This is a genomic window from Caldicoprobacter faecalis, from assembly GCF_900115765.1.
Classification (GTDB): domain Bacteria; phylum Bacillota; class Clostridia; order Caldicoprobacterales; family Caldicoprobacteraceae; genus Caldicoprobacter; species Caldicoprobacter oshimai.
In genome coordinates, this window is the sequence record NZ_FOXR01000018.1 from 1 (window position 1) to 22,456 (window position 22,456).

Annotated in this window: 20 protein-coding genes and 1 pseudogene; 19 read left to right on the forward strand and 2 right to left on the reverse strand. The window is 43.5% G+C overall.

What is annotated here, in order from left to right:
- The first annotated feature begins 276 nt into the window (after positions 1–276).
- The 14 genes and pseudogenes from BM241_RS07645 (at position 277) to BM241_RS07710 (ending at position 14,379) form a co-directional block, all read left to right on the forward strand.
- Positions 277–1,587: a tetratricopeptide repeat protein gene (locus BM241_RS07645; protein WP_177206125.1), complete on the forward strand. Its 1,311-nt coding sequence runs from the start codon at positions 277–279 to the stop codon at positions 1,585–1,587.
- A 22-nt stretch (positions 1,588–1,609) separates the two neighbouring features.
- Positions 1,610–5,308, forward strand: coding sequence for a CDP-glycerol glycerophosphotransferase family protein (locus tag BM241_RS07650; RefSeq protein ID WP_092282427.1), 3,699 nt, complete (start codon positions 1,610–1,612; stop codon positions 5,306–5,308).
- 81 nt (positions 5,309–5,389) lie between these two features.
- A pseudogene (tagD, locus tag BM241_RS07655) lies at positions 5,390–5,780 on the forward strand (glycerol-3-phosphate cytidylyltransferase).
- 88 nt (positions 5,781–5,868) lie between these two features.
- On the forward strand, positions 5,869–6,231 hold the full coding sequence (locus BM241_RS07660) for a flagellar protein FlaG (protein ID WP_092282428.1): 363 nt from the start codon (positions 5,869–5,871) through the stop codon (positions 6,229–6,231).
- A 113-nt stretch (positions 6,232–6,344) separates the two neighbouring features.
- Positions 6,345–8,036, forward strand: a complete 1,692-nt coding sequence (gene fliD, locus BM241_RS07665) for a flagellar filament capping protein FliD (protein WP_025747916.1) — start codon at positions 6,345–6,347, stop codon at positions 8,034–8,036.
- Between the two features lie 366 nt (positions 8,037–8,402).
- The gene (gene fliS / locus BM241_RS07670) at positions 8,403–8,795 is read left to right on the forward strand and encodes a flagellar export chaperone FliS (protein ID WP_025747915.1); all 393 of its coding nucleotides are present in this window, start codon (positions 8,403–8,405) and stop codon (positions 8,793–8,795) included.
- A gap of 14 nt (positions 8,796–8,809) precedes the next feature.
- On the forward strand, positions 8,810–9,319 hold the full coding sequence (locus BM241_RS07675) for a flagellar protein FlgN (protein WP_242948327.1): 510 nt from the start codon (positions 8,810–8,812) through the stop codon (positions 9,317–9,319).
- A gap of 610 nt (positions 9,320–9,929) precedes the next feature.
- Positions 9,930–10,475, forward strand: coding sequence for a folate family ECF transporter S component (locus BM241_RS07680; RefSeq protein WP_035146678.1), 546 nt, complete (start codon positions 9,930–9,932; stop codon positions 10,473–10,475).
- Between the two features lie 136 nt (positions 10,476–10,611).
- Positions 10,612–10,848, forward strand: a complete 237-nt coding sequence (locus BM241_RS07685) for a hypothetical protein (protein WP_025747912.1) — start codon at positions 10,612–10,614, stop codon at positions 10,846–10,848.
- Positions 10,849–10,877: 29 nt separating this feature from the next.
- Positions 10,878–11,159 carry a zinc-ribbon domain containing protein gene (locus BM241_RS07690; protein WP_025747911.1) on the forward strand — a complete coding sequence of 94 codons (282 nt, stop codon included), beginning with the start codon at positions 10,878–10,880 and terminating at the stop codon, positions 11,157–11,159.
- 355 nt (positions 11,160–11,514) lie between these two features.
- The gene (locus BM241_RS07695) at positions 11,515–12,279 is read left to right on the forward strand and encodes a basic amino acid ABC transporter substrate-binding protein (protein WP_092282442.1); all 765 of its coding nucleotides are present in this window, start codon (positions 11,515–11,517) and stop codon (positions 12,277–12,279) included.
- A gap of 100 nt (positions 12,280–12,379) precedes the next feature.
- The gene (locus tag BM241_RS07700; protein ID WP_340147910.1) at positions 12,380–13,066 is read left to right on the forward strand and encodes an amino acid ABC transporter permease; all 687 of its coding nucleotides are present in this window, start codon (positions 12,380–12,382) and stop codon (positions 13,064–13,066) included.
- Positions 13,059–13,781 carry an amino acid ABC transporter ATP-binding protein gene (locus tag BM241_RS07705; RefSeq protein ID WP_025747908.1) on the forward strand — a complete coding sequence of 241 codons (723 nt, stop codon included), beginning with the start codon at positions 13,059–13,061 and terminating at the stop codon, positions 13,779–13,781. The genes BM241_RS07700 and BM241_RS07705 overlap by 8 nt, the downstream gene beginning before the upstream one ends.
- A 13-nt stretch (positions 13,782–13,794) precedes the next feature.
- The gene (locus tag BM241_RS07710; protein WP_092282430.1) at positions 13,795–14,379 is read left to right on the forward strand and encodes a hypothetical protein; all 585 of its coding nucleotides are present in this window, start codon (positions 13,795–13,797) and stop codon (positions 14,377–14,379) included.
- Positions 14,380–14,389: 10 nt separating this feature from the next.
- Here the strand turns inward: BM241_RS07710 and BM241_RS07715 are convergent, their stop codons facing one another.
- Positions 14,390–14,554, reverse strand: a complete 165-nt coding sequence (locus BM241_RS07715) for an aspartyl-phosphate phosphatase Spo0E family protein (protein WP_084054688.1) — start codon at positions 14,552–14,554, stop codon at positions 14,390–14,392.
- Between the two features lie 239 nt (positions 14,555–14,793).
- Here BM241_RS07715 and hpf point away from each other — a divergent pair, with 239 nt between their 5' ends.
- The 4 genes from hpf (at position 14,794) to BM241_RS07735 (ending at position 20,267) form a co-directional block, all read left to right on the forward strand.
- Positions 14,794–15,330: a ribosome hibernation-promoting factor, HPF/YfiA family gene (gene hpf, locus BM241_RS07720; protein ID WP_025747906.1), complete on the forward strand. Its 537-nt coding sequence runs from the start codon at positions 14,794–14,796 to the stop codon at positions 15,328–15,330.
- A gap of 238 nt (positions 15,331–15,568) precedes the next feature.
- Positions 15,569–18,253, forward strand: coding sequence for a preprotein translocase subunit SecA (gene secA / locus BM241_RS07725; protein WP_092282431.1), 2,685 nt, complete (start codon positions 15,569–15,571; stop codon positions 18,251–18,253).
- Positions 18,254–18,299: 46 nt separating this feature from the next.
- Positions 18,300–19,404, forward strand: a protein-coding gene (gene prfB / locus BM241_RS07730; RefSeq protein WP_242948321.1) for a peptide chain release factor 2 whose coding sequence is annotated in 2 segments (ribosomal slippage) — positions 18,300–18,374 and positions 18,376–19,404 — 1,104 coding nt in all. Because the reading frame shifts where the segments join, the coding sequence is not laid out codon by codon here.
- Positions 19,405–19,820: 416 nt separating this feature from the next.
- The gene (locus BM241_RS07735; RefSeq protein WP_092282432.1) at positions 19,821–20,267 is read left to right on the forward strand and encodes a chemotaxis protein CheW; all 447 of its coding nucleotides are present in this window, start codon (positions 19,821–19,823) and stop codon (positions 20,265–20,267) included.
- Between the two features lie 173 nt (positions 20,268–20,440).
- On the opposite strand, the gene BM241_RS07740 is transcribed toward BM241_RS07735, so the two are convergent.
- Positions 20,441–21,046: a ferritin-like domain-containing protein gene (locus tag BM241_RS07740; RefSeq protein ID WP_092282433.1), complete on the reverse strand. Its 606-nt coding sequence runs from the start codon at positions 21,044–21,046 to the stop codon at positions 20,441–20,443.
- 335 nt (positions 21,047–21,381) lie between these two features.
- Here BM241_RS07740 and BM241_RS07745 point away from each other — a divergent pair, with 335 nt between their 5' ends.
- Positions 21,382–22,395 carry a D-alanine--D-alanine ligase family protein gene (locus tag BM241_RS07745; RefSeq protein WP_242948323.1) on the forward strand — a complete coding sequence of 338 codons (1,014 nt, stop codon included), beginning with the start codon at positions 21,382–21,384 and terminating at the stop codon, positions 22,393–22,395.
- The last annotated feature ends 61 nt before the right edge of the window (positions 22,396–22,456 follow it).

Consider the following 22,456-nt stretch of genomic DNA (forward strand, 5'->3'; position numbering starts at 1 on the left):
AGTATAAAAAAGCATCTTAATAGGTATATAAATTGGCTGAATTATTGATTTTTCAAGGTCTAGCAGTCAATATTTAACTGCGAAGTTTGAGTAAATTATATTGTTCAAATAAGGATTTTTAGGAATCATCCCGATATAAGGTACAAAAACAGCATTCATGAGTGTATATATAAAGAAACAAGCAGGCTTAATGTTTTTTTTGTGGAAAAGGACGATATCTTAATTTATCATACCGGATATTCGTCTAGTATAGGAATGGCCAAGGCCGAAAGGAATTTGAAGTTGCTGCTGGAATGTGAAGAGAAGGGCGATTTTCCACCATACTTTAATGTATATATGAGCGACTCATATTTTATGATGAAGGATTGGGATAAAGCAATTGTTTATGCTCAAAAACATATCGACAGTGGAGTTTCGATGTTTGGCTATAATATAAAACCGTATATGAACATTATTGAGGCTATGCTAAACAGGGGAGATGACCTTGAAGTTGTAATAGACAAAATAAAAGAATTCATAAAAAAATTTCCGGATAATCCCACATTTTATATGTATATGGCAGATGCACTCTTTAGCCTTAAAAGATACACTGAGGCTTTTGAGTTTTATAAAAAAGCTGTTGAGCTTAATGCAAGCTATCGGGGTTTTGAAATAAACTTAGCTGCTACCAATGTATATAATATTTATTATAAAATGGGTTATATATATTATTTAGCCAATGACTACGAAAATGCTTTTTCCTATTTTGTTGAGAGTTTGAAAAATAAAAAGCACTTTTTTCCAGCTTTTATGCATTTGTATATGTTGGTTAAATATAATGCCGTACATGAAAAAGTAGCGCTTTTTAATTCGATATACGATATTCAAAACGAAGAAGATATCAGTTTTTTGACTAAAGCCTTGTCTATATTGAAAGATAAGGAATTGTTGACATATTATGAGGGGATTTGGATTAAGAAATACAATCAAAAAGATTTGACGATCGCTTACACCCTTTTTTCAAATGGACTTTATCAAAGAGCTTTTATGAAATTTATGGAGGTATATAAAGCTTGTTCACCTGACGATGAATTGAGAAGTATTACTCTGGCAGCATGTATATTATGCAGTGATGCCTATTCTTTTAGGGATAATCTTGATGGCTTTAATGTTCAAGATAGGGAATTTTTAGAGCTAATATTTAACTTTAATGATGATAAAATACCAGAAAAATTTAACAGCATTTACTTGAATGTTCTTAGACACATAATTAATGTTGCTGACGATGAATTGTTGAATAAATATTTGGTTCTTGCTCAATTTTTTGAAAAAGCTGTATGGAAGGATATTCTTAGTATAATGATTGACAATAGAATGTTTGCTTCCGGACTGGCTTTGTGTGATTATTTGTACAATATCAAAAGCCAGGGTACAGATGTACAGATGGAAGAAAGCGAATTGACGTTTTATATGGGTTTGTGCTACTTTAAGATGGAAAAATATTCTGAAGCAAAGGAAATGTTTAGTTTGGCAAAGGATAAAGGATACAGAGATAATGATTTAAAAGATTTTATGCTGTGGACTAATCTATATTTACGAAAAATGTAATTTAAATAAGGGGAGTTTGTTTATGTTTGAAACGCAGAATAGTACTAGCAAAAAAATGGAAATCTATAAAAAGCAATTTAAAGATAATATAAAAATTTTAATTGAAAAGGGAATGCTAAAAGAGGCAGAAGAGCTTATTAATGAATATAAAGAAATAGCAAGCGATGACATTGAGATATATTCAATTAAAGGAGTTATTTACATTAGCCAGCAGAGATATCAAGAGGCAGAGGAAATATTAAAAGAAGGGTTATCGATACAGGAAGATTTTGATATAATGTATAATCTTGCTTATCTCTATATATTGCAGGGCAAGTACGATTTAGCTAAAAATCTTTGCGATCAAGCAATATTGAAGACTGATGACAGGGAAAGCCAGCAGTCTTTGGTGGATTTATATAGATTATTAGGTATAAATAAAACCAAGGCAGAGATAATTGAAGAAGCTAATTTTCAAAGATATTACAGTTTGGCAAACGAAATGAAGTCAAAAGGCAATTGGAGCGATGCTTCGCTTTATTACGGTATTGCATACAGATACTGTAAAGATGATGAATTGAAAAAGGAATTAGAAAAATTAAATTCAGAGAATGATGCCTCTAAAAATATTTTCTATGTAGCAGCAAATAATCTCAAAAAAAGGTTTATTATTTTATCTTCCTGCGGATGGGGAGATGTTTACCAGAGACCTCACCATATAGCTCGTTCCCTTGCCAAATTTGGAAATGAGGTTATCTTCATATGTCCTGCACAGAAGGCCGTTGTTAATAGTGGAGAAGTTTCTGCGGCGGATATAACGAATTACTGTTTGAATAATTATAGAGTTGTTGATGGGGTTAAGATATACTTCCCTTTGATTGTTGAATATGACGGCCGGTTGATATGCAACAATTATTTAGATTTGGTTCAGAATATACTGAGTATTCCAACAGACGCGTATAAAACTGTTGTTATCACGTATATGCCGTACCAGGTAGAAGTAATTAAACAGCTGAAAGGGGACTATTTTCATATTTATGAATGTGTTGATGACCATACCGATATTGAGTATGCGTTTTGGGGGCAGAAAAAAGATGTTCTATGGGAACAGGAATTGATGGATAGAGCCGATGCCATAACTACAACGGCTACTTCTTTATATTTGCAAAGGGTTGCTGTTGAAGGTAGGAAAAATGTTTTTCTTTTGAGAAATGCTGTTAATGAGGGAGATTTCATTATAGATGATTTGCAAATGCCAAGTGATTTGATAAATATACCAGAGCCTAGGATAGTCTATACTGGGGTTGTATATAATAGATTTGATGAAAAATTATTCTATGAGATTGTTAATTCAAATCCTGATAAGTCATTTGTTATAATTGGTCCTGTATACAACGGCATGTTGAAAGAAAAAAGAAATAATCTGTATATACTTGGGCCTAAGAAACACTCAGAGTTAAAGAATTATTTGAAATTTATGCAAATTGGCATAGTGCCTTATATCGATACTGCTGATATAGATATTGCATGTGATTCAATAAAGCAGTATGAATATATTGCTTGCGGTTTGCCGGTTATAACCACATATATGCCAGAATCGGCTATCGATAAAATATATACTTTTCTTGCCAATACCAAGGATGCCTTTAATGAGGCAATTGAAAAATGCCTTAATCTTAAAATTGATAAAGACGCTGTTAGTGATTTTTTACTGCGGAATTCCTGGAATGCAAGAGCGGCTTTGCTGTGCAAAATAGCAGATGGGGAGATGGTAACAGAGCAGAAGAGGGCAGTAAAATCTTTAGGAGAAGAATTGTACCGTCTGGTGTTCCAATATGATTCACCTGTTTTTAAGATTTTATGGGGCCTATATTTAAGTTTAGAAGATAACGTTGAATTTGAAAAAATTGCACGAGAGGCTTATCAGCAGCTGAAATATAATAAGTATATCGTTTCAAAGTATATTACAGCACTAATAAAAAATATGAATGTTGATGCAATTGTTGAAGCTGTATTTAATTCAGTTTTCTTTAATAATGCAATCAAAGAGGAAGTGTTGTTTTGTAAAGAATTGGGTGATTCAGATTTGATAATATGTCTTGCTAGTATTGCTATAGGAAATTTAAAAGAGGCTTTACGATGGATAGATAAGATTGGTAATGATGAAGTAAAGCTGATATATAAGAACTATATCAACTATATCATTGGAGAAAAATTAGAGATTGAAGAGCTAAAATCGATATCGGCAAGTAGTCAAAAACACCCGCTGTATAGGTATTTGAACGATATAATTGTGAATCAGGAAACAAAAAATAATCGTGTTTTTATCGCCGATTTATATGATAGCGTTTCTTTGAATTTTGTTAGATTGCTGTCTTTAAACAATGTAGCAGTTGATGGATTTTGTAATAATGATGGGAGACCAAAATATGGGATTAAGGCAGTTGCTTTAGAAGAAGTAGTTGAAATGCAAAGACATGCGAAAGTAAAGGTAATAGTCTGTTATGGAGCTGATTATATAAAACTGGTAAGAACTTTAGCAGAAAAAGGTATTGAGGAATGCGAGGTTGCAGTAATACTGGGACAAAAAGTTATTTTTGTAAAAATAGATAAAGAATTAATGGAACATATAAGAAGAAAAGATTATAACAAAACAATTACTTTTAACAAGTTTAATGCAGCAGATTCAAATGTACATGCTCTGATAAAATATATTCCGGAGGAATATAAGAAAAAATATAAATTGAATGTTATATACGGAAAAGATGTTTGGAGCATAGAAAATATTGTAAAAGTTCCTTTGATTTCTTCGGTTACAGTTTCGGGTTTTGCAACTTTCCTTTACCATTATCCTAAGTTTACATATAATATTGAAGTTGGCCATTACGGCGTACCGATTAAAGCTAGCGGTATGATGGATAAAAAAGATAAAAATTCAGGGGGGAATCCACAAGTTTATGAAAAAGTAGATGTTGTGTGTGTTGCTTCTGAACTTCATATGATTATAAATAGTGCTTTTTATGCTATACCTGAGAATAAATATAGGATAACAGGTTTACCACGAACTGATGTATTATTTTTTGCGGATAGTAAAGCGAATCTGGAGAAATTGCTGGGCGTTAGCCTGGAGGGGAAAAGGGTTATTTTCAATATGCCCACCTTTCGTGTCTTTGAACAAGCAGGCAGAATTGAAGGCGGTGCTGGCTTAGATGATAGTTTTAAAATCAATAATTTTGACTATAATGAGTTTAACAATTTCTTAAAACAGCATAATTTGATTTGTGTATCTAAAGTACATCACGGCGAAGAGATGACCGTCTATACTAAAACAAAAAATAGAAATTACGATAGTATGTTTTTTATCACTAATTATGATTTGGAAAAGCATGATTTAGACTTGTATGAGATTTTAGGAGCTGGGGATCTATTGATAACAGATTATTCGACGGTTTATAATGATTTTTTATTTATGAATAAGCCAACTATTTTTGTAGTTACGGATATTGAAGAGTATAGAAAGAATAGAGGATTGGCATTGGAACCATACGATTTTTGGACTGCTGGCCCTAAAGTAAAGTCACAGCGAGAACTGCAAGAGGAAATACTTAAATGCTTATCTGACCGTAATTATTTTAGAGAACATAGAGAGAGGCTGCGGCCGGTATTTTTTAAATATATCGATACTAATTCTATACATCGCACATGGAAAGTTATTGATGAAGTAATGTCACAAATATCCTGATATTGGTGTAAAAATCAACCAAATTATGTTTAATTTTTATGAAAACGTGTAAATGTACAAGCAAGCTGGGAGGTAGGGCTAATGATAAGAGTAATAACATACGGCACGTTTGATTTATTGCATTACGGGCATATTAATTTGTTGAAACGAGCTAAAGAGATGGGGATTATTTAATTGTAGGATTGTCTACTGACGAGTTTAATAGAATTAAAGGTAAAGAATGTTATTTCACTTATGAAGAAAGGAAAAATTGATTGAAGCAATTAGATATGTCGATTTGGTAATACCTGAAGAAAGTTGGGAACAAAAGGTAAAGGACATAAAGGAACTTAAAATAGATATTTTGGTAATGGGAGATGACTGGAAAGGTAAATTTGATTATTTAAAGAAATATTGTAAAGTAATTTACTTACCTAGAACTCCGGAAATTTCAACCACCCAGATAAAACGTAATTTGGGTCTGATGAAATAAATTTAAGAAAAAAAGTATATTTCTAAAGTTTTCTCCTTTCTTATCCGATAATATCTACAGAAGATATTGAAGGGAAAGGGGAATACAAATGCGCGTGGAAGGCGTATCTACGATTACAACTGTAAAACCGGCACCGAAGGTTCAACCCGAGTCTAAGAGTATAGGCTTTAAAGAATCCGGCGATTTGAATAGACAGAAGGTTGACTCTTCATTGAATGGAAATATATTACAGGACGATATCATGCAAGCTGTCAAACGGGCCAACAAGGCCCTTGAGGGTACAAACCGGCGCTTTGAATATTCCATCCATGAGCAAACCAACACCATAATGATAAAGGTTATAGATACCGAGACCAATGAGGTGATACGTGAGATTCCTCCCGAGAAGATACTCGATCTTATCGCCAAGCTGTGGGAGCTGGCCGGGATTATAGTGGACGAAAGAGTGTAAAAGTTACGGGCGTAATAGTGGACGAGAGGATATAAAAGGTAATGACGTCATTGCCAACGAGAAGATAGTAAAAAGGTGTAGAAGGGATACATGGAAGATTTGGGGGTGAAAGGATGCCTGTGGATTCTACCTACAGCACATACAGTCCCGGTATGCTTCGCATAGGAGGATTGGCTAGCGGTCTTGATGTTGATTCCATCATCCAGGACTTGATGCGGATTGAGCAGATGAAAGTGGACAGGCTAAAGCAGGAGAGACAGCTGGTTGAGTGGCGCAAGGAGGCCTACAGGGAGATAACCAACCTTCTTCGGGCTTTCCAGGACGAGTTTTTCAATATGCTGAAAACTGATACATACATGCTCTCATCCAATACATACAAGACATTCAATGTAACTTCCAGCGCTGAAGCCTATGTGACGGCAACTGCAAATGCCAGCGCTATGGAGGGTAGCTATGCCATTACCAAAATCCAGAGACTGGCTACCCCTACCATCATAAAGGGGACAACATGGGCATTTCCCGATGGCAAAACTTTGGACAGCACGCTGGAGCAGCTTGGCCTGGTTGCGGCAGATGGTCGAGCAGAGTTTTCCATCAATGGAGTCACATTTTTGATAGGAACTCCATCCGAGGGGGAAGAGCTATCTGGCGATACCGTAGTTATAGACCCTACCAAGACCTCCATGCGCCAGCTCATGAACATCATAAATACAAACAGCAAAGCTGGGGTTAACCTGTTTTACTCCAGCATAGAGAAGAGGTTTATACTTCAAACCAAGGCTACTGGGGCAGCTACTATCAGTCTTTACCAAAACATGACCGATGTCACAGGCACTTTCCTGCGTGATATAGGTTTGCTGGCCGATGGTGCAGAAAAGGAAAAGATAGACGGCACCGATGCCGTAGTAACTTTCCAAAAAGTGGGCGGTACCGGTACTATAGACTGGGTAAGCGCTACCAACACCTTCACCATCGACGGCGTTACCTATACGCTGAAAAATACCACACCTGATGGTATGGCACCCATCACCATCACTGTTACGCAGGATGTAGACAGGGCGTACAACGCCATAAAAAATTTCGTTGACAAGTACAACGAGCTGATAGACAAGATAAACGGTAAACTCAATGAAGAGCGATTCCGCGATTATCCGCCGCTGACCGATGCGCAGAAGAAGGAGATGAGCGAGAAGGAGATAGAGCTTTGGGAGCAGAAAGCAAAGAGCGGCCTGTTAAGAGGCGACTCAATACTTCAGAACATAGTGTACAACATGCGCAGGGCTTTGGTCGATGCCGTTGAAGGTGTGGGTATAAACCTCTCGTCAATTGGCATCACCACCGGCTCGTATTTCGAGAGGGGCAAGCTCCATATTGACGAGAACAAGCTGAAAGAGGCCTTGAGGAATAACCCCGAACAGGTGATGCAGCTTTTCATAAAGAAATCCAGCATCGATTATTCGCCCAATCTGGATTCAGATTCGCGGATACAGAGGTACAACGAGTCGGGGCTTATGTATAGAATTTCGGATGTACTCATGGATAACATCCGTACCACCAGGGATAAATACGGCAGGAAGGGAATATTGCTTGAAAAAGCCGGTATCGTTGGGGATATAACCGAGTTTCAAAATATGATGGATGCGGAATTAAGGAGGCTGGATAAGAGGATTGACGCCGCTGTGGAGGCCATGATAAGGCAAGAGAACAGGTACTGGGCGCAGTTTACCGCCCTTGAGAAGGCCATTCAGAGGATGAACATGCAGAGCATGTGGCTCATGCAGCAGATGGGGATGAATCAGTATTAGTGTTGTACTCCAATGTTGATAGTGTTCAATGTTATCTTGGATCCTGAAGTGGTGACAATTGGTATGGTCAATTCAGGCGGCATTTAATGAAGTGCAGGCTGAGAGCGGTAAAGCTGAAGAGTTTGTGTTATAGGGAAAAGCCGGAAAAAACGGTTTGAAGTTAGTGGTTTACTTGAAAGTGATGGTTTTAAATTTTAGTGCATGTTTGGGGAAAGAGTAGCAAAACAGATATTATCGGATGCTGGTTTGAGATTTATGGGGGTATTTCAAAAATTCACAAAAGAAGCAGGGCAGAAAGTGGCGCTTGAGTAAAATGGAAACCGAATATTTAGGGCCTGATTATAGGTTTTAAAGGGGGAACACTGTATGGCACTTAACAACCCGTATCAGCAGTACCAGCAGCAGAGCGTCATGACGGCAAGCCCGGGAGAGCTTCTGGTCATGCTTTACAACGGCTGCATACGGTTCATCAAGCAGGCGATAGAGTGCATAAACGGCAAGGACCTGGAGGGGGCGCACAAGGCTATAATAAGGGCGCAGGATATCATCCTTGAGTTTATGACCACCCTGGATATGAAGTACGAGGTGTCGCACAATTTGATGGCTCTTTATGATTACCTGCACAGGCGCCTTGTGGAGGCTAACACCAGGAAGGATGTGGCCGCACTGGAAGAGGTACTGGGGTTTGTGACCGAGCTTCGTGATACCTGGGCCGAGGCCGTAAAGATTACGCGAAAGCAGATATACAAGAAGGAGTAGGCGATAAGTTGAATATGATGGAAGGCAATAAGCTTGAAATCAACCAAAAGGTCAATGAAAAGCTAGAGAAGCTGCTTGAGATTGCTGAGGCCAAAAAGCATCATATGCAGCGGATTTTGGAGCTCACCCAAAAGCAGTCAGAGGTTTTATCGGCCGAGCAGGTGGATCAGCTGCTGGAATACATAGAAGACAAGCAGGAGCATATTGACGCCATAAAGGCTTTGGATGAGGAGTTCAGCAGCATCTTTGAGGAGATAAAGGAAGAGGTGCGCTCTGACGGTTTCAAGAACGATAATCCTGAAGGGTATGACCTGTATGCCGGACTGCGTGCAAGCGTGAGCGAAATAAAGGATACGGTGGAGGCCATTTACAATCTTGAGACCGAGAACCAGAACAGGCTCCGTGAGGTCATGCGGAATGTCAAGGCCAGCATAAGCAGTATAAACAGGGGTAAGAGAGGCTACAACGCATACAAGCAGCGAGTGCCGCAGGCAGATGGTGTGTTCATTGACCAAAGAAAGTAGCTTGTACCACCGCTGACTGATAGTGCAGTGCGATGGTTTCCATATTTCCGCAGTAGAGAAGATAAATTGTCCTGTGCGGTGAGCAGGATTAGATATGTATGTTTAGGGGCCTGGGTGGGTGTAGGTTTTTGTCTTTCGTCCAGCATTTTCTAATCAAAGGTATAATTGGCAAATAATAGTGAGAAAAGTTTGATAAAGATGAGGTTTTTACAGTTTTTGGTTGGTAAGCGGCGTGGAAAGAGCGCCGCTTTTTGATTTTGTCCATAGTAAATTCCATGCACTCCATAAATTTTATATGGAGTGTTTAAGAAGTGATATTTAGGATATATACATGCCGGATCAATAAATTTTAAACTCAGGGTAGTCAAAAGGTATAGAAGAGAGTATAATTTATGGAAAATGGAATGGTAAAATGGGCGGTGTGGTAGAGGTTGAAGCATAAAAGCATGGTGGCTCTTCAATCTGCACACAGTCATCCAGGGTGTATTGTTGCAACATATTGCGATAGTGTATTGCCGTGTATTGTGTTGCTTCTTGTGGTAACTTTTTAAAATTCTTGCTTTAACTTCTTATTTCTGATGTAGCAAGTGTTAGGGAAAGGAGACTTATCATGAGTAGGTTGAGTGATTTCAGCATAAGGACGATCACTATATCGGGTTTATTGATAGCGCTAAACGTAGTTTTGTCAAGTGTCCTTACCATTCCGGGAGTGATAAGCTTTGGCGGGTTTCCGATCATTTTTGGCGGTATAGTGCTGGGCCCCGTTGCAGGGGGCGTGATAGGCGCCATAGGCGATGTGCTCAGTTTTATAGCCCGGCCCAGCAGCAGCGGGCCGTTTATGCCGCATTTTACATTGACCTCGGCTTTAACCGGCGTCATCCCCGGCATCATGGTCAGGCTGCTGAAGGTTGACTTTGAAAGGCCCTCTTTTTGGAAGATACTGGTGTCTATATTCTTGGGGCAAACGATAACCTCGGTTATAATGGTCCCCTATTTCAGGAATATACTGTTTGGGCATCCTCTGTGGCTGACCATGACCAAGGCCGCAAGCAGGCAAATGCTTAACATTCCGCTGTATTCCGTGGTCATAACGATTTTGTTGAGAGTGCTATACAGGGCAGGGGTTATTGAGTTAGTGAGGCAGGCGAACAAATAAAAATTTGTAGTTGCTTTTTTTGCCGATAAGGTATATAATATACATAAATGCTCAATATTTGGTCCCTGGATTTGACCCGAGTCCGTGACAGCTGCGGTTATCCATAGGTTGCCTCCTGCGGTTTGAAGTGGCGCCGATGGATAGGATGCAGGCTATGACATGGCAGGCTGTAGAGCCTGACAGTGAAAAAGGCGTCTTTTTGTTTTGTGTGGTCCATAGATTTCCCGGTGGAAATAATCCCTACGGAAATTCATATCGGTGCACAAAGGAGCCTGGGTCACTTGTCCCTCTACCCCCTGCTTTGATCATAGTTAAAGGAGTGGCATCTTGGGTGGATGAGGGTGGAAGGCCGGGGCTCAGATGGCGAGCATAAAAATATTATCAAAGTGAGGGATTATTTCCATGTATCAGGACAAAGTTTTAGTGTGCAAAGATTGTGGTGCGGAGTTTGTTTTCACCGCAGGAGAGCAGGAGTTTTACGCTGAAAAGGGATTTCAGAATGAGCCTGTTCGCTGCAAGGCCTGCCGTGATGCCAGAAAGGCCAGCAGGAGGAACGGAGGGAACGGGAGGAGAGAGCTGTACGATGCAGTGTGTGCCGATTGTGGTGCGCCCACCAAGGTTCCATTCGTTCCGAGAAATGATAGACCGGTTTACTGCAGTAATTGCTATCGAAATCACAGATAAAAATTAGCTGGTCAACGAGAGCTCTGGTGATGCCAATCCAGAGCTTTTTTGTTTGCCTTGCGCTTGTCGAAAATTGCGTTTCGAATACATGTAAATAAATGGATATCCAGCCTTTATCCACAGAAAAAAGTGCTAAAAACGCAGTTATGCACAGGGTTATCCACATTATCCACAGGCGTTTTATTCACATATCCACAGGAAGTGTGAAAATGCATAACATACACATGGCATAATATGTCAAAATTTGAGGTATTTTTTGGCACATAAATATGCATTGATCTTTATTAAATATTCGTTTATAATTAACGAGGCAATATATATTGCAGTAGAGAAAGAGATTGGAGGAGATGTTATAATGAAGCGCGTACTTATTTATATACTTGCCCTGGTAGTGGTGCTTTCATTCATGGGTTGCAGTACAAAAATCGATACCATGAAGCGCATAAAGGAGACCAAGAAGATTATATGGGGCACCAATGCTGCTTTTCCGCCTTTTGAGATGAGGCAGGGAGATGAGGTTATCGGCATCGATGCTGAAATCGCAAAGAGGATTGCTGATAAGCTGGGCGTAGAGCTGGTAGTCGAAGACATGGAGTTTGACGCTTTACTGCCGGCTTTGGTATCGGGGAAGATAGACTTCATAGCCGCTGGTTATACGGTCGATCCCGATAGGGCAGAACAGGTACTGTTTACCGATACCTATTTCACGGCCGTACAGGTCATAATCGTGATGAAGGATAATCAAGAGATCAAAGGGCCTGAAGATTTGAAGGGCAAGAAGATTGGCGTGCAAAATGCAACTACCGGCGATTTGGTTGCCTCTAAAATTGAGGGAGCCGAGGTCAAGCGCTACAATAACGGAATGGAAGCCGTGATGGACCTTGAGAACGGCAACATCGATGCTGTAATCATTGATGACCTGCCGGCTCGGATGCTGGCGGAGAAGAATCCGGAGGTAAAGATACTTGAGGAGAAACCTTCGGAGGAAGAGGAGTATGCTTTGGCTGTGCGCAAAGGAGATACCGAGCTTCAGAAGGTAATCAACGAGGTGCTTGCCGAGATGAAGAAAAACGGGGAGATAGAGGAGCTTGTGAAGAAGTATTCCCTTGGAGAACAATGAAAGTTAAGGTTTTAGGCATAAGCTAGCATTGGAATGAGGCCGGTGCTAGCTTGTTTTTTGGTTTATAAATAAAATTTTTTAAGGAGAGGGAGAGAATATTGTGTTGGAGGGCGTATACAGGGTTTTATCTGATGCAATATACTTTAATCTGATCAGGGAAGACCGATACATGTTATTTGTAAACGGGCTTAAGGTGTCCATACAGCTTACTGTCTTTGCTGCAATAATAGGCGTTATAATAGGTCTTTTGATGGCTATAGCCAAGCTGACAAACAATAAAATATTGAACAGAATTGCCACGGTCTATACCGATGTTATCCGGGGCACCCCTTCAGTAGTCCAGCTAATTGTGATATACTATGCTATACTAGGGAGCAGTCAGCTTCCCAAATTGCTGGTGGCGTCGCTGGCCTTCGGCATAAACAGCGGGGCATACGTGACCGAGCTCATACGTGCCGGGATACAGGCCGTTGACAAGGGGCAGATGGAAGCCGCCAGGTCCCTGGGACTGTCGTATTCTCAGGCCATGCGCTACGTCATAGTGCCCCAGGCTATAAAGAATATTTTACCCGCTCTGGTTAGTGAATTTATTGTGCTGCTTAAGGAGACGGCAGTTGCAGGGTATATCGCCCTGGATGACTTGACACGGGCCGGGACCATCGTACGCGGGCGGACCTTTGACCCGTATACCCCCTTTATACTGGTGGCGCTCATATACCTTTACATTACTTCGATGCTGACGGCCTTTATGGGCAGGCTGGAGAGGAGGCTCAGGCAAAGTGATTAAAGTGGTTGACCTGCACAAGTCCTTTGGCGACCTGGAGGTGCTGAAGGGCATAAACACCGAAATTCGAAAGGGAGAAGTGGTTTGCGTTATAGGGGCCAGCGGTTCGGGCAAGAGCACCTTTCTGCGCTGCCTGAACCTGCTGGAGGAGCCAACCAAAGGTGAGATATACATCGATGGCATTTCGCTCATGGAGCACAAGAAGGATATCAACAAGCTGCGCCAGAAGGTGGGCATGGTGTTCCAGCAGTTCAACTTGTTTCCTCATATGACGGTGCTGGAGAACATCATGCTGGCGCCTGTGAAGGTAAAGAAGATGCCCGAGGAGGAGGCAAGGCGCAAGGCCATTGAGCTGCTCAGAAAGGTGGGTCTGTCCGACAAGGACAACGTCTATCCCAGCCAGCTTTCGGGAGGTCAAAAGCAGAGGGTGGCCATCGCGCGGGCTTTGGCCATGGACCCCGAGGTTATGCTGTTTGATGAGCCCACATCGGCGTTGGACCCCGAGATGGTGGGCGAGGTGCTGGCTGTGATGAAGCAACTGGCCATGGAAGGCATGACCATGGTGGTGGTAACCCATGAGATGGGCTTTGCGAGAGAAGTAGGGGACAGGATCCTATTTATGGATGAGGGAGTCATTTTGGAAGAGGGCACGCCGGAAGAGCTGTTTGGCAATCCCAAAAAGGAGAGAACCCGTGCCTTCTTGAGCAAAGTTTTATAAAGGAGGAAGTGAATTGAGGTCTGCCAGAATAGTTTTTTGGTTAATCAGCATGCTGATCTTTGCACCCATTGTGGTGTTGAATGCCAAAGCCATATGGCGCAGATGGAAGGATAAACAGGTAAAGAGCGCATATGTTCGACTGGCTTTGACTATAATTGCGTGCGTGATCATCGCGGTGTTCTTGTTATCGCTATACCGGTTCACCCTGGGGTATCAGCTGCCGCTGGTGATGGAGCGCACCATTGACATATTCACCCAGCGCATAGAGGGCGACATAGATATGGCTACCTACCGGCAGATGCTGCTTGATGCAGGCTTGGTGGATGTGGGATTTAGACCCATACCGGATGAGGATTTGAAGGAGGCAGGTTTCGTAAAAGGCGAAAAATATTCGGTTGCCATAAGCGAGCAGGCGTATGACAACGATGGCGATACGGCCATTATGTATGCACGCCATGAAGGGGGAGGACGAACCATTTACACGGCTGTAAGGTTTAAGTTTTACGATAATAAGTGGAAGGCGCTAGAACACTGGGTTGTTTCTCAAGAGGAAGTTGAGAAGATGTCCGGCATAAGGTTTCTTGAAATAAAATCGTGATGTTACGATGTCATTCCCGGGTCTTATACTGAGTGTATTGGAGTATCAGCTCGTCCAGCTCCTGGCTGAGCTTTATTACCTCGTGGTCATTTAAATTAAAATCTTTGGAGTGGAGCAGCTTCTTCAAGGCCTCCCGCTTCTCTTCAATTTGCCTGATTAGCCATTGTTCATCCATTTTTGCACCTCCTTTCCCTATATTGTGACACGTTCTCTACTGCTGGTGAAAAAAGTGACAAAACAGTACGAAATAGTATAAATTATAACATTATTCAACAAAATGCGACATGCCTTTAAAAGGTGTTTGGCGTGGTTGGACAAGGGGTAAAAATTTAGTAGAAGGGCAAAAGAGGAATTCTTCATCTTTCCTCGAATAAGATAATTAGAAAAAGTAATTGGGAAAGGAGCTGGCCTTTTATGGTAATTAAGTTAACCGGTAAGAATGTGGCCATCACCGACGCTTTAAGGGAGCAGGTCAATAAAAAGGTGGGGAAGCTGGAGAAGTATTTTCCGGCTGATACCGAGGCGCAGGTGACCATGTCGGTTCAAAACTATCGCCACATCGTTGAAGTCACCATACCGTTCAACGGTCTGGTCATCCGAGCTGAGGAAGCCACCGATGACATGTACGCATCCATTGACAAGGTGCTGGATAAGCTTGAAAGGCAGATCCACAAGCACAGGACCAAGCTGGAGAGGAAGCTGAAAAACGGGGCGTTCAAATACGATGCTTCTGCTTTTGGCCAGCAGATAGAGCCCGAGGAAGAACAGCCCAGAGTGGTGAAGACCAAGAGATTCCCGCTAAAGCCCATGACGGTGGATGAGGCTATTCTGCAGATGGAGCTTTTGGGGCATAGCTTCTTTGTATTTACCAATGCCTACACCGAACAGGTCAACGTGCTTTACAAGCGCAAGGATGGCAACTACGGGTTAATTGAACCCGAATACATGTAGAAAAAAGGGAGCGATAAGCTCCCTTTTAATGTTATACAGTTTTAGCCTTAAAGCCGGATTTTATTTATTGTTACTGTCTTCAAGAAGACATCACAAATGGGGCGGTTTGCAAACTTTTCTAGCGCATTCCGTGAAATCCTTGAATATTGTTTAAATAAATGTTAAAATTAAATGGTTATAAACTCATGTAAATGATTGCGCTCCTTGAATGTAGCGCGTATCGAGGTGTTGATGGCATATGGTTTCGTTTTTGAAGAAATTGCTGGGGGATAGCAACGAGAGGGAGATAAAAAGGCTTGAGAAGATAGTTGACAGGATAGAGGCTCTTGAACCTGCTGTGCAGGCGCTATCCGACAGCCAGCTGAGGGAGAAGACGCAGGAGTTTAAAAGAAGGCTGGCCGATGGCCAGACCCTGGATGACCTGCTGCCTGAGGCCTTTGCGGTGGTGCGCGAGGCAGCCAGGCGGGTGCTGGGCATGAGGCATTTCAGGGTTCAGCTGCTGGGCGGCATAGTGCTCCATCAGGGCAGGATCGCCGAGATGAAGACCGGCGAGGGCAAAACCCTGGTGGCTACTCTGCCGGCATATTTAAACGCCCTGACCGGCAAGGGGGTGCACATCGTCACAGTCAACGATTATCTGGCCCGGCGCGACAGCGAGTGGATGGGCAAAATATATCGTTTCCTAGGGCTGTCGGTGGGGCTTATAGTGCACGGCTTATCGCCTGAGCAGCGCCGGAAGAGCTATGCGGCCGATATTACTTACGGCACAAACAACGAGTTCGGGTTTGACTACCTGCGGGATAACATGGTCATATACAAGGAGGACATGGTCCAGCGGGAGCTCAACTATGCTATAATCGACGAGGTGGACTCGATACTGATAGACGAGGCGCGGACTCCCCTTATCATTTCGGGACCGGCCGAAAAATCCACCGACCTCTATTATCACGCCAACCGCTTTGTGCTGCAGCTTAAAAAGGATGTGGACTATGAGGTGGACGAAAAGGCCCACACGGTGCACCTGACGGAAGAGGGCGTTGCAAAGGCTGAAAAGTTTTTTGGGGTGGAAAACCTGGCGGATCCCGAGAACATCACGTTGTCCCATCACATAAAGCAGGCGCTTAAAGCCCATGCGCTCATGAAGCGGGACAGGGACTATGTGGTCAAGGACGGCCAGGTCATAATAGTGGATGAGTTTACCGGCAGGCTCATGATGGGCAGGCGGTACAGCGATGGGCTGCACCAGGCTATAGAAGTCAAAGAAGGGGTGAAGGTGGAGCGGGAGAGCAAGACGCTGGCCACCATCACATTCCAGAACTATTTCCGCATGTACAAAAAGCTGGCCGGCATGACAGGTACGGCCAAGACCGAGGAAGAGGAATTCAAGACCATCTACGGCCTGGACGTGGTGGTCATCCCCACCAATAAGCCCATGATTCGAAAGGACTACAACGACGTGATTTATCTGACGAAGGAGGCCAAGTTCCGGGCAGTGGTGGAGGAGATAGCCCAGCGCTATGCCGTTGGCCAGCCGGTGCTTGTGGGTACGGTATCCATCGAAACTTCCGAGATGCTCAGCGAGATGCTCAAGCGGCGCGGTATTCCTCACCAGGTGCTGAACGCCAAATATCACGAGAAAGAGGCCGAGATAATAGCCCAGGCTGGCAAGTACAAAGCTGTTACCATTGCCACAAACATGGCCGGCCGGGGTACCGACATACTGCTGGGCGGCAACCCCGAATTCATGGCCAAAAAGGAAATGCGCAAGATGGGGTATTCCGAGGAGCTTATAAGCTGCGCAACCGGCTTTGAAGAGGTGGACGATCCTGAGGTGCTGGAGGCCCGAAAGGTTTACAGGGAACTGTATGACAAATTTAAAGTTGAAACCGATAAAGAGAGGGAAAAGGTGGTTGCCTTAGGTGGCCTTCACGTAATCGGTACCGAACGCCACGAGAGCCGGCGCATTGACAACCAGCTCCGGGGCCGCGCTGGGCGGCAAGGTGATCCCGGGTCCTCGCGGTTTTATATATCCCTAGAAGATGACCTGATGCGCCTGTTCGGCTCCGACAAGATAAAGTCCATAGTGCAGGCCCTCAAGATCGATGAAGACCAGCCCATAGAATATGGCCTTTTGTCCAAACAGATCGAGCAGGCGCAGAAGAGGGTGGAAGCGCGGAACTTCGATATCCGTAAGCACGTTCTGCAGTATGACAACGTCATGAACGTCCAGCGCGAGGTCATCTACAGCCAGAGGCGCAGGGTCCTGGAGGGCGAAAACCTCAGGGATGCCATCATGGAGATGGTTGCAACTGTGGTGGAAAACGCCATATCTATGTATACCGGAGGGGTTGATCACCCAGAGGAATGGAACATCCGCGGCCTTATCGAGTATCTTGAGGAGCTGTTCCTGCCCAAGGGTTCGATAGTCATCCAGGACAGCGAGATTCCCGGGTTGACCCGCGAATCGCTGAAGGCCAAAATTATGGAGGTGGCAGAGGCCACCTATCGCAAGCTGGAAGAGGAAAACGGCCCTGAGAACATGCGCGAGGCCGAGAGGGTAATACTGCTGCGCGTGGTGGATAAGAAGTGGATGGACCACATAGACAACATGGAACAGCTCCGGCAGGGCATAGGGCTTCGCGCTTATGGCCATAGAGACCCCGTGATTGAATACCAGATAGAAGGGTATGAGATGTTTGAGGAGATGATACGCAGCATCCAGGAGGAGACGATATCGCTGCTGTATCGCCTCAGAATCAAGGATAACGTGCCCAAACGGGAGAAGGTGGCCGAACCGGTCACTGCCACTCACGGTGAGGTTGTAAGAAAGCCGGTGGTGAGAGGCGAGAAGATAGGGCGGAACGATCCTTGTCCCTGCGGAAGCGGGAAGAAATACAAAAAGTGCTGTGGCCGGGCCGTTTAAGCGCATCACAGCCAAGTAAAAAATCTTTGAGAAAGGGGATGATAGAGTGGTTGAACTTGAAAACGCACGATTTGAGCTGAAATCGATAAAGGATACACTCGCTAGAATAGGTGATTCACTTTGACATATCGGGCTGCGAGCACAGGATAAAAGAGCTGGAGCAGTCCATGAATGACCCTGAGTTTTGGAACGATCTGGAGCGCTCTCAAAAAGTAAATCGCGAGATAAAGGCTTTAAAGAATAAGGTTGAAAGGTACAAAAAGCTCTGGTCCAAAATCGAGGACCTGGAGGTCCTCATAGAGCTGGCGCTGGAGGAACAGGACTATTCGGTGACCGATGAGGTGAGCAGCAGTCTCCGCCAGTTAGACAAAGAAGTCAACGCTTTTAACATGGAGACGCTGCTTAACGGGCCTTATGACCGAAACAACGCCATCGTATCCCTTCACGCCGGAGCGGGCGGCACTGAGGCCATGGACTGGGTGGCTATGCTGTTCCGCATGTACACCCGGTGGTGCGAGGACAAGGGATACGAGGTCAAGGTTCTGGATATGCTGCCGGGAGAAGAGGCCGGTATAAAGAGCGTCACTTTCCACGTTATTGGCCCCAATGCGTACGGCTATTTAAGGTGCGAGAGGGGAGTGCACCGCCTGGTGAGGATTTCGCCCTTTGACGCTTCGGGACGACGGCATACCTCCTTTGCATCGGTGGATGTAATGCCGGAACTTGAAGATGACACTGAGATAGAGATTCGTCCCGAGGACCTGCGCATAGACACTTACAGGGCCAGCGGTGCAGGTGGCCAGCACGTCAATAAGACCGAGTCGGCGGTGCGCATAACCCATCTTCCAACGGGGATCGTGGTGCAGTGCCAGAACGAGCGTTCGCAGATTCAAAACCGCGAGACAGCCATGAAGATGCTGAAAGCCCGGCTGCTCGAGCTTAAGGAAAGGGAACACGAGGAAAAGCTCAGGCAGCTTAAGGGTGAGGTGAAGAAGATAGAGTGGGGGAGCCAGATAAGGTCGTATGTATTTCACCCGTATAACCTGGTAAAGGACCACCGTACAGGGGTCGAGACCGGCAACATTCAGGCGGTCATGGACGGAGAGCTTGACCAGTTTATAAACGCCTATTTGCTAGCCAATGCCTCTTGAAGCTGCTGACCATCCCCTGTTTATTTTTTTACCTGCTTAGATAGTATTGGTTGTGATATATGGTGTCATTATAATGTATAGTACTTGTTTCGATCATTAATGTATAGTGCTCGAATCTATATAGTGGTCGCTCAAATGTGTAATGTACTCGATGTACAGTGTTCATCGAGATGTTTTTTATATTTACGTTGGAGCTAAAATGGGCTAACGAATACGGGAAGGAGCTAATAACTTATTAAATAGCCAATAACGCACGGCAAATGACGTACGACTGAACTGTGTGGGGAAAGGAGCATAAAAAGATGAACAATTTTTAGCATTAAAAAGCAGGAAAATGTGTCGAAAGTGTAGAAAATATCACGAAGAAAGCGATTTTGGTAAGAAGGGTTGACAGAAAAGGAAAAGGGGGATGCTGTATGGATGAGATGCAGTTTGTGGTGTTCAGGTTGGGAAATGAGATGTATGGCGCACAAATACACAACATACAGGAGATCATTTTGCCGGTGAAGCCAACGAAAGTCCCAAACAATCCCGACTTCATTGAGGGCGTAATCGACTACCGCCAGGAGGTTGTGCCTGTGCTGGACCTTAAGAAGAGGTTCAGGCTGGGGCAATCCGATTACGGCCGTGAGGCACGGTTTATCGTGGCAGAGGTGGGCAAAAAGAAGGTGGCCTTTATAGTGGATGAGGTCACAGAGGTTTTAAGGGTTGACTCTTCCAGGATAAGCGCCCCCCCTGAGATGACCAGGATAAACAAGGATTATATAACTGGCGTGGCTAGATTGGACAGCGGCCTGGTCATACTCCTTGACCTCTCAAAAGTGCTCACGGTTACCGAGCAGGAGGTACTGGAAGCCCTGTAATTTAGCTGTTTTACTGGGAAGTCGAACGTGAAATTACATTTGACTCATATTGAGTGGTTGGAAATGACGGCTTAATGCCCGAAAATATTTTTGTATACGCAAAGGCAATTCATCTCTATCCGTGTTAAGATAGAGATTGAATTGCCTTTGTACTTTGTAATTAATAAAACTTTTTATCTCATGGTCTGCCTGTGGTGTTCGTGCATCAGGTAGGGGATTCTCATGGCGTGCCGTGCCTCTGATGTCCTGGTCATGAAGAACAGGTCGCGGAGATAGGCAGTATGGGCTTTGAGGTACTGTTCTCCGTATTTTTTGTAATCGTTGGTTTCGGCCAGTATCCTCTGCTGCAATGCCTCCATGAAATCGTCAGGGACTTTAGGGTCTTCAATCTTTGGAGGTTGATACCTTCTTCCGGTCAGCATAAAATAGGCGTTCATGAAGTCTTGGGCATGCATCTTTTCGTCTTTGCTGAATTCCATAAGTAGATCCTTTGCTCTCTGGGTGGGCGCTTTTTGTGCCAGCAGTTCATAATACCTGCTGTCTGTAAGCTCGTCTTTGATGTATTCTTCCAGGCTTCTTATAAGGCCCGGCGAGACAGGGTAGCAGTAAGGGTCCATTTCCGGACTATAGGGATCCCAGCAGCCACAGTGTTCATTATCCATGTAGTCATATCTGCCGTGGTTGCCGTAACTGGGGTAGTAGTCATTATAGTAGTCGTTATAGTAATCATTGTAGTAGTTGTAGTCTTCATGATGATTTGCGCCGTTATAGCTGTACACCTTGTTCACCTCCAGAAATTGTTGGTTTTATCTTTTAACATTAACATTGTATGAAATGTGCTGAAAGAAGGTTCTTGAGAGGAGCAAATTTTTTGCATTGAAATGGTTTTAAATGGCAAATGTGTGGAAATGAGTAAACATTTAAAATAATTCAATATGCAATAACACAGTGAGATAAAAAGATGAAAGCCTTCAACACTTCCCCAAATAGTAATAGACAATCTTTTTTGAGGATTTTATTTAGGTTTCAGTATGCTTATAATTAGATAAAATAAATTTGTTTGCGCTCCAGAGGGCGCTATATAAATGTGTAGGGTAAGGGGGAAGTGATTGAATTGGAAAGCGAAGCCTCATCATACAGGGTTGGCCTGGCCTTTAATCTGAAAAAAGGAATTAAGGGCATCGTGGAGGATATTGAAGCCGAATACGATAGCATAGATACGGTAATGGCCATCAAAAATGCCCTGGAGTCGATTGGCTGCCGGGTGGAACTTATGGAGGCCGACCACAGTTTTTTGGATAAGCTCAGGCAGGTCCATGTGGACATCGTGTTTAACATTGCCGAAGGATTGGGAGGACGGGGAAGGGAGGCACACATTCCTGCCATTCTCAGTTTCCTGGGAATACCCTTTACTGGATCTGACGAAACCACACTGTGCATAGCGCTTGATAAGGCACTCACCAAAAGGCTGCTCACTTCTTTTAGAATTTTAACACCCAAGCATCAGCTCATATCCCATGAAGGCGAAAGGATAAGGCGTGATTTGAGGTTCCCGCTCATCGTCAAGCCCAATGCCGAGGGTTCCAGTAAGGGAATATCCAGTATGGCCGTAGTGGACAATATGGAACAGCTCAAATCTTTGCTTGAGAGAAACTTCCGACTGTACGGTCAGCCCATGCTGATTGAAGAGTTTATCCCTGGCAGAGAATTTACGGTGGGCGTTATAGGCAATGGTCATGAGACCAGGGTTTTCAGTCCAATGGAAATAGTATACAAAGAGGATCGAGATGGTAAAAATATATACAGCTTTGAGGTGAAAAAGGATTATAAAAAATATGTTGAATATGTATGCCCGCCTGATTTGAGCCCTGAGCTGCAAAAGAAGCTAATGGATATTGCCGGTAAGATTTACCGGGTATTGCAGTGCAGGGATTTTGCTCGCATGGATTTTCGCATGTCAAAGGACAACAGGTTTTATTTTATCGAGATTAATCCTCTTCCCGGTTTAGCCCCCGGATATAGCGATTATCCCATGATAGCGGAATTTTGCGGTGTGGAATATAATACAGTGATAAAGATGATATTAAATAGCGCCCTGAAGCGGTATGGTATGGCTCCTGTCATGTGAAAATCATTTTGTGAACGAGCGCTTTTAGGGCGTTTTTGATTTTAAAAATTTACAAGGAAAG